6 protein-coding genes are annotated in these 5,847 nt (G+C 65.9%); 4 read left to right on the top strand and 2 right to left on the bottom strand.

Features of this window, described 5'->3' with window-relative positions; genetic code table 11:
- Positions 1–557, top strand: a 557-nt coding sequence (locus tag IC66_RS0132120) for a DMT family transporter (protein WP_038950415.1), incomplete at its 5' end; no start/stop codon positions are given.
- Between the two features lie 120 nt (positions 558–677).
- A complete protein-coding gene (locus IC66_RS0132115) occupies positions 678–3,365 on the top strand; it encodes a PAS domain S-box protein (RefSeq protein ID WP_038950414.1) in 2,688 nt (895 codons plus the stop codon).
- Positions 3,366–3,374: 9 nt separating this feature from the next.
- On the opposite strand, the gene IC66_RS0132110 is transcribed toward IC66_RS0132115, so the two are convergent.
- Both IC66_RS0132110 and IC66_RS0132105 read right to left on the bottom strand, forming a co-directional pair.
- Positions 3,375–3,728, bottom strand: a complete 354-nt coding sequence (locus IC66_RS0132110) for a GrlR family regulatory protein (RefSeq protein WP_028140966.1) — start codon at positions 3,726–3,728, stop codon at positions 3,375–3,377.
- 263 nt (positions 3,729–3,991) lie between these two features.
- On the bottom strand, positions 3,992–4,375 hold the full coding sequence (locus tag IC66_RS0132105; RefSeq protein WP_028140965.1) for a VOC family protein: 384 nt from the start codon (positions 4,373–4,375) through the stop codon (positions 3,992–3,994).
- Between the two features lie 179 nt (positions 4,376–4,554).
- Between IC66_RS0132105 and IC66_RS0132100 the strand changes: the two genes are divergently transcribed.
- Positions 4,555–5,139: a hypothetical protein gene (locus IC66_RS0132100; protein ID WP_038950413.1), complete on the top strand. Its 585-nt coding sequence runs from the start codon at positions 4,555–4,557 to the stop codon at positions 5,137–5,139.
- A gap of 170 nt (positions 5,140–5,309) precedes the next feature.
- Positions 5,310–5,777, top strand: coding sequence for a hypothetical protein (locus tag IC66_RS0132095; RefSeq protein ID WP_038950411.1), 468 nt, complete (start codon positions 5,310–5,312; stop codon positions 5,775–5,777).
- Positions 5,778–5,847 lie beyond the last annotated feature (70 nt).

Raw genomic sequence — 5,847 nt, 5'->3', positions numbered from 1 at the left:
CCCCCCGCCACGAGGCGACAAGCCCGCGAAAGCTGTTCGGCGTGATCGCGGGCATGGCCGGCATCCTGCTGATCGTCGGCGTCGATGCCTTCCACGACATCGGCAGCGGTCTCCTCGCGGAGGCGGCCATCGTCGCCGCCACCATCTGCTACGCCTGCGCCGCGATCTTCGGCCGCAGCTTCAAGGGCCTCGACCCCATGGCACCCGCTGCCGGCTCGCTGCTGGCGGGGGCGGCGGTCCTGATTCCGGCCTCGCTCGTGGTCGAGCAGCCCTGGACGCTGTCGCCGTCGCCGAGCTCGGTGCTGGCACTGCTCGCGCTCGCCGTGTTCTCGACGGCCGCGGCGTTTGCGATCTATTTCCGCCTGATCCAGACCCTGGGCTCGGTCGGCACCACCGCGCAGGCCTATCTGCGGGTGCCGATCGGGGTCGCCATCAGCGTCGCCTTCCTCGGTGAGAGCCTGAGCCAGACCGCCTGGATCGGGCTTGCCTGCGTGGTCCTCGGCGTCGCCGCCATGACGATCCCGGCCCGGCGGCAGGCAAGCGTCAAACCGTCATAGATCGAGCAAGGGGGCTTCGACGCCCCCAATATTAAGGATAATCGGCGGCCCGAGGCATGTTTCCCCGGGGCCGCAATACGTCGTATATTGGGCCTCCAATATCCCGGTCCTCAAAGCCCAATGTCCGCCGAATTGACGCCGACCCCTGAGAAAAAGCGAACATTCTCGCTCTCCATCGGCCAGCTCACTTTCGGCAGCTTCCTGTTGGTGCTGGCGGTGATCATCGTCACGTCGACCGCGAGCGTGATCGCGATCCGGCACATCGACACCACCTTCGCCGAGCTGCAGCGGCTCCAGAGCGTCGGCGACCTCGCCGAGGACATCGATCGCCGCATGAACGAGTTGCGGCTTGCCGCACGCGACTTCGTCACCGATCCCGGCGCCGGCATCCAGTTCAAGCAGGTGGGCGAGGCGGCCTCGACGCTCAGCGACATCCTGAAGAAGACCCGCATCGAGCTCGCGCCCGAGCAGCAGGACATGATCGACGGGGTCACCGAGCGGCTTGCGACTTATCGCAACGGCCTCGAGCGGATATCGACCCTGATCGATCGCCGCGCCCAGCTGCTCGCCGGCCTGCCGCCGCTGCGCGAACAGTTCGATGTGGCTGTCTCCGGTGCGGCCGACCGTGATCTGGCATCGCGCCTGTCGGAGGCGCAGAGCCGGATCGCGCTCGGGCTGCTCGCGCGCAACCCGTCCGCGGCCGAGCAGGCCGCGCAGAACATGCGGGCCCTGAACATTGTCGATGCCCGGCTGAAATCGGCGGTGAACGATTATGCCGAGGCCATCATGGCCGTGGCCGTTCGCGAGCGGCAGATCGCCGACATCGACCGCGAGGTGCTGGGAACCGAGGGCCGGCTGATCGGCCGCGTCACCGAATTGCTGCGCGAGGTCAGCGACCGACGCGGCCACGTGCTGTCGCGCGACTTCGCCCGGACGCTGACGGAAGCGCGATGGCAGAGCATCGTGCTCGGCACCATCGGCGTGCTGATCGGCATCGGCGCTGCCTTGTTCGTGGTGCGCAGGACGGTGCGTCCGCTCGCCCAGATCGCCCGCTCCATCCGCGCGCTTGCGGCGGGCCGGAAAGACACCTCGATTCCGTCGGCCGACCTCGACAACGAGATCGGCGACATCGCGCGTGCAGCCGAAGTGTTCCGCCGCGCGCTGGAGGAGGCCGACACGGCGCGCGAGGCAGCGGTGCGCGCGCTCACCGAGCAGCGCCTCGCCGAAGAGAGCTACCGAAAGCTGTTCGAGGGCTCGGTCGACGGCATCTATGTGACGACGCCGGCCGGCGATCTGCTCAACGCCAATCCGGCGCTGGCGCGGATGATGGGCTATGACAGCCCGCAGCACCTCATCGACAGCATCAACGACATCGCCCACACCATCTACGTCCATCCCGAGGCACGCGTCGAATACCAGCGGCTGATGGCACGCGACGGCATGGTGCGTGAGTTCGAGTACCAGGTGCGCCAGCGCAGCGGCGACATCCTGTGGCTCTCGGACAGCGCCACCGGCGTGCGGGACGAAGCGGGCAACATCGTCCGTTACGAGGGCACGCTGCGCGACATCACCGACCAGAAGCGGGCGGAAGACGCCATCGCCGAAGGCCGGCGCCTGCTCCAGCAGGTCATCGACACCGTGCCGGCGGTGATCAACGTCAAGGACCGCGACCTGCGCTATGTGCTGATGAACCGCTATATGGCCGGCATCTTCGGCATCGAACCCGGCGACGCGCTCGGCCGCACCACGGCCGACCTGATGTCGCGCTACGGCGCGGCCAAGACCGACGAGAACGACAAGCGCGTGCTCAGCATCCGCAAGGGGCTCGGCTTCTATGAGGAGGAGTACAAGGACTCCGCCGGCAACATGCGGCAATGGCTGGTCAACAAGCTGCCGCTGCTCGATGCCGAGGGCGAGATCGAGCGGATCGTCACCGTCGCGCTCGACATCGGCGAGCGCAAGCGCGGTGAGCAGGAGATGCGCAAGGCCAAGGAGTCCGCCGAGACCGCGCTGCGCAATCTGCGCGAGACCCAGGCCTCGCTGATCGAGGCGGAGAAGCTCGCCGCGCTCGGACGCCTCGTCGCCGGCGTCGCCCACGAGGTCAACAATCCCGTCGGCATCAGCCTCACGGTCGCCTCCGCGCTGGAGCGCAAGACCGCGATGTTCACCTCCGAGGTCGAGCGCGGCGAGCTGCGCCGCTCCACGCTCAACGACTTCCTCAACACCAGCCGCGATGCATCCTCGCAGCTCGTCTCCAATCTCAATCGCGCCGCCGAGCTGATCCAGTCGTTCAAGCAGGTCGCCGCCGACCGCAACTATTCGGATCAGCGCAGCTTCGATCTCGGCGACCTCACCGAGCAGGTGGTGATGAGTCTGAGGCCGGGCCTGCGCAAGCACAATCTGACGCTCAATGTCGAGTGCCAGCCCGATCTCACCATGAATAGCTATCCGGGCCCGTACGGCCAGGTGCTGACCAATCTGTTTCTCAATTCGGTGGCGCACGCCTTCCCGGACGGCCGGCCGGGAACCATCGACATCCAGGTCCGCGAGTCCGGCAAGGACAATGTCGAGATCATCTTCTCGGACAATGGTTGCGGCATGTCACTCGACGTCCGACGCCGTGCCTTCGATCCGTTCTTCACGACGCGGCGCGACCAGGGCGGCACCGGTCTTGGATTGCACATCGTCTACAGCATCGTCACCAACCGGCTCGGCGGGCGGCTCGATCTCGATTCCGAACCGGGCAGTGGCACCCGCATCCAGATCATCCTGCCGCGCACGGCGCCGCTGGAGCAGGCTGCGGAATAGCTCGTGCGTCTAGTCGAAGTCGGCGAGCTTGTGCAGCGTCGCGCCAAAAATCTGGCTGGCCTTGCCGACGAGAGCCGTGCCCGTCATCTCCGCGCGCGTGTCAGTGAAGGTGCCGCTGAGGCCGATGCCGACGGGGGCAGGGCCGCCGAACAGCGGATTGTCGTCGCCCCGCGGCGAGGTGTGTCGTTGCACCAGCACTTCGCCCTTGAAGGTGTTGTTGTCCTTCACCACGTAGCTGCCGGTGTAATAGAGGTAGGCATCGCCGCCAAGGATCTTGCCGTCGCGAAAAAGGATCACGCCGCTGCCCTTGCCGGCTCGACCATCGAGCAGGGTCACGTGAATCGAATAGAGACCGTTTTTCATAACGTCCCGCAGGCCGGCCGCCATCGCCCAATGGCGTAACCGGTCCCGCTTTTATGCCAAAGCGCATTCTCTCGCGCAACGCGGCAGTTTGCCGGCCGGCCACGGGAAGTTGCCGCCGCGAGCCGTAGTTGTTCCGGCTTGTGAGTGACGTCGTCATGACGGTCTGATGACGGGGCGAGGCCGGCCGCCTGCGAATCAGGGTTGGCCCGCGAAATGCATGACAAACGTTGCACTGGACGCGGGGTGCTGGAGCTTGCGCCGGATCAGGTATATTTCTTGTCGCGCTCAAGCAGCTCGATGGAGATGCCTTCGGGGCCGCGGATGAAGCAGATGCGCACGCCGGGCCGGATCGTGGTCGGCTCGCGCGTGAACGTGACGCCCTTGGCCTTGATCTCGGCTGCAACGGCATCGATGTCCTTCACCGTCAGGCCAAAATGGTCGAGACCCTGATGCGGGTGCGGAGGCGGCGGGTTGACGGCGTTGTCGCCCTCGAGCGGCGCGATGAAGATCCTGGCGCCGCCCAGATTCACGTCGATCCGTCCCGGCGCGTGCACGATCTCGCCACCGAGGATGTCCCGCAGCCAGGCCGCCGTGGCCTCCGGATCGGGGCTGCGCAGATGGACGTGATCCCAAGTGACGACTGGCATTTCAATTCTCCCAACGGGCCTTCGCGATGTTGCTGCGCATGTTAGCGGCCGTGGGCGGTGATCGCCACCGTCCCTGCCGATTCGCAACTGCGCGGGAACCTTAGTTCCTCTTCCGGATTAAGGTAAGCAGTGGCCGGTCCGTCGTTGCATGGGCTTTGGCCGCGATCGGTGATGCAACCATGAACGCCAGGCTCGACCGGATCGGATTGGGGCGCTTCGCCGGGACCGGCGAACGAGTCGCGCGGGCCGTGACGATTGCGAGCGTCTCATTTGGCCGCACTCTTCTGTGGCTGCTGGCGGCCATCATTGTCGGCTGCGGCGTCTGGATGCTGCTGCCTCCGTCCAAGGGCAATAGTGCTGAGCCGTTGAAGGCGGAGCTGGCGGCCGTCGAGCCGGCTCCTCCGGGCGATACGGCCGTAGCGGCGTCGCCGGTCTCGGAAGCCCAGGCACCGGCCAAGTCACCTGCCGCGGCAGAACTCGGTCGTCTCAGGATTTCATCGCAGACCTGGCGCCGCGGCGGCCTTGGCTCGAGAGCCCTGGTGACGTTCACGCTGCGAAACGACAATGACTATGCCGTAAAGGATGTCGAGATCGTCTGCGCCTTTGCGCGGCGTGACGGCAGTCATCTCACCAACCGCAGCCGCGTGCTGGCGGATCCGGTCAGCATGAAGAGCCGCAAGACCTTTGCGCATATCCCCGTCGGCTTCATCAACGTGAATGCCGATCAGGCGAAATGCTCGCTGGTTGCAGCACGCCGTGCTTAACGGCGGCATGTTCCGGTAGCGGAAAAGTTACCCTCCTTGGTCCTTGCTGGTCCTTGGCGAAAAAACCTCGCATCGCCATTTGAACCGAACGGCTGGGCCAGGAACCAAATAAGAGATCGCCTGTTGAGGCGGAGAGCCCACGCGGGGATGCGGGGGGCGGAGCGCGGCCAATGCCCATCTTTCGGTATTTCGTCTTTGTCGGTGGAGCTTTGCTCGCTCTGCTGTTCGCGGTGAATTTCGCTTTCCCGGCGGCGCCTGCGGCACAAGCCGTTGTGACCGCGAGCAACGATCAGCCCCTGATCCGAATCCGGTCCGATCGGCACCTGCCTGAGCGCGTCGTCCTCGACACCAGTCAGCCGACGATTGCTGCACCCGCGGTGAAGACCGCCGCGGTTGTGGCTCCCCAGCCGCCCGTGCAGGAGGCCCAGTCGGCGGCCTTGGCCGAGCTGTCAGCCAAGGCGCGGGTGCGCGAGACCTTCGCCCAGTTCACGCCGGCCGCGAAGACCGATACTGCCGCCAAGGCTCCGGTTCAGCCCAAGCGCAAGGTCGCCAGGGCCCATCCGGCGCCGCAGCAGGGACGACCGGTGATGCTGGTTGCCCAGCAGCCGCATTTCGGGCTCTTCAACACGACCTGGTGACAGCCGCCTTCGATCCGTCTCGAAACGAGGCGGGGGCTTTTTATTGGTCGGCCTCTCTGCTAATTCGAAC

This window comes from Bradyrhizobium genomosp. III (assembly GCF_000261705.1).
Lineage (GTDB): Bacteria > Pseudomonadota > Alphaproteobacteria > Rhizobiales > Xanthobacteraceae > Bradyrhizobium > Bradyrhizobium ottawaense.
The sequence above is the reverse complement of the archived record's forward strand: the minus strand, read 5'-3'. Positions and strand labels throughout refer to the sequence as shown.

What these genes read in the sequence shown, in the direction of transcription:
- IC66_RS0132115 (WP_038950414.1), top strand. Translation starts at nt 678, where the DNA reads ATGTCCGCCGAATTGACGCCGACCCCTGAGAAAAAGCGAACATTCTCG.
- IC66_RS0132105 (WP_028140965.1), bottom strand. Translation starts at nt 4,375, where the DNA reads ATGCCAGTCGTCACTTGGGATCACGTCCATCTGCGCAGCCCCGATCCG.
- IC66_RS0132095 (WP_038950411.1), top strand. Translation starts at nt 5,310, where the DNA reads ATGCCCATCTTTCGGTATTTCGTCTTTGTCGGTGGAGCTTTGCTCGCT.
- IC66_RS0132100 (WP_038950413.1), top strand. Translation starts at nt 4,555, where the DNA reads ATGAACGCCAGGCTCGACCGGATCGGATTGGGGCGCTTCGCCGGGACC.
- IC66_RS0132110 (WP_028140966.1), bottom strand. Translation starts at nt 3,728, where the DNA reads ATGAAAAACGGTCTCTATTCGATTCACGTGACCCTGCTCGATGGTCGA.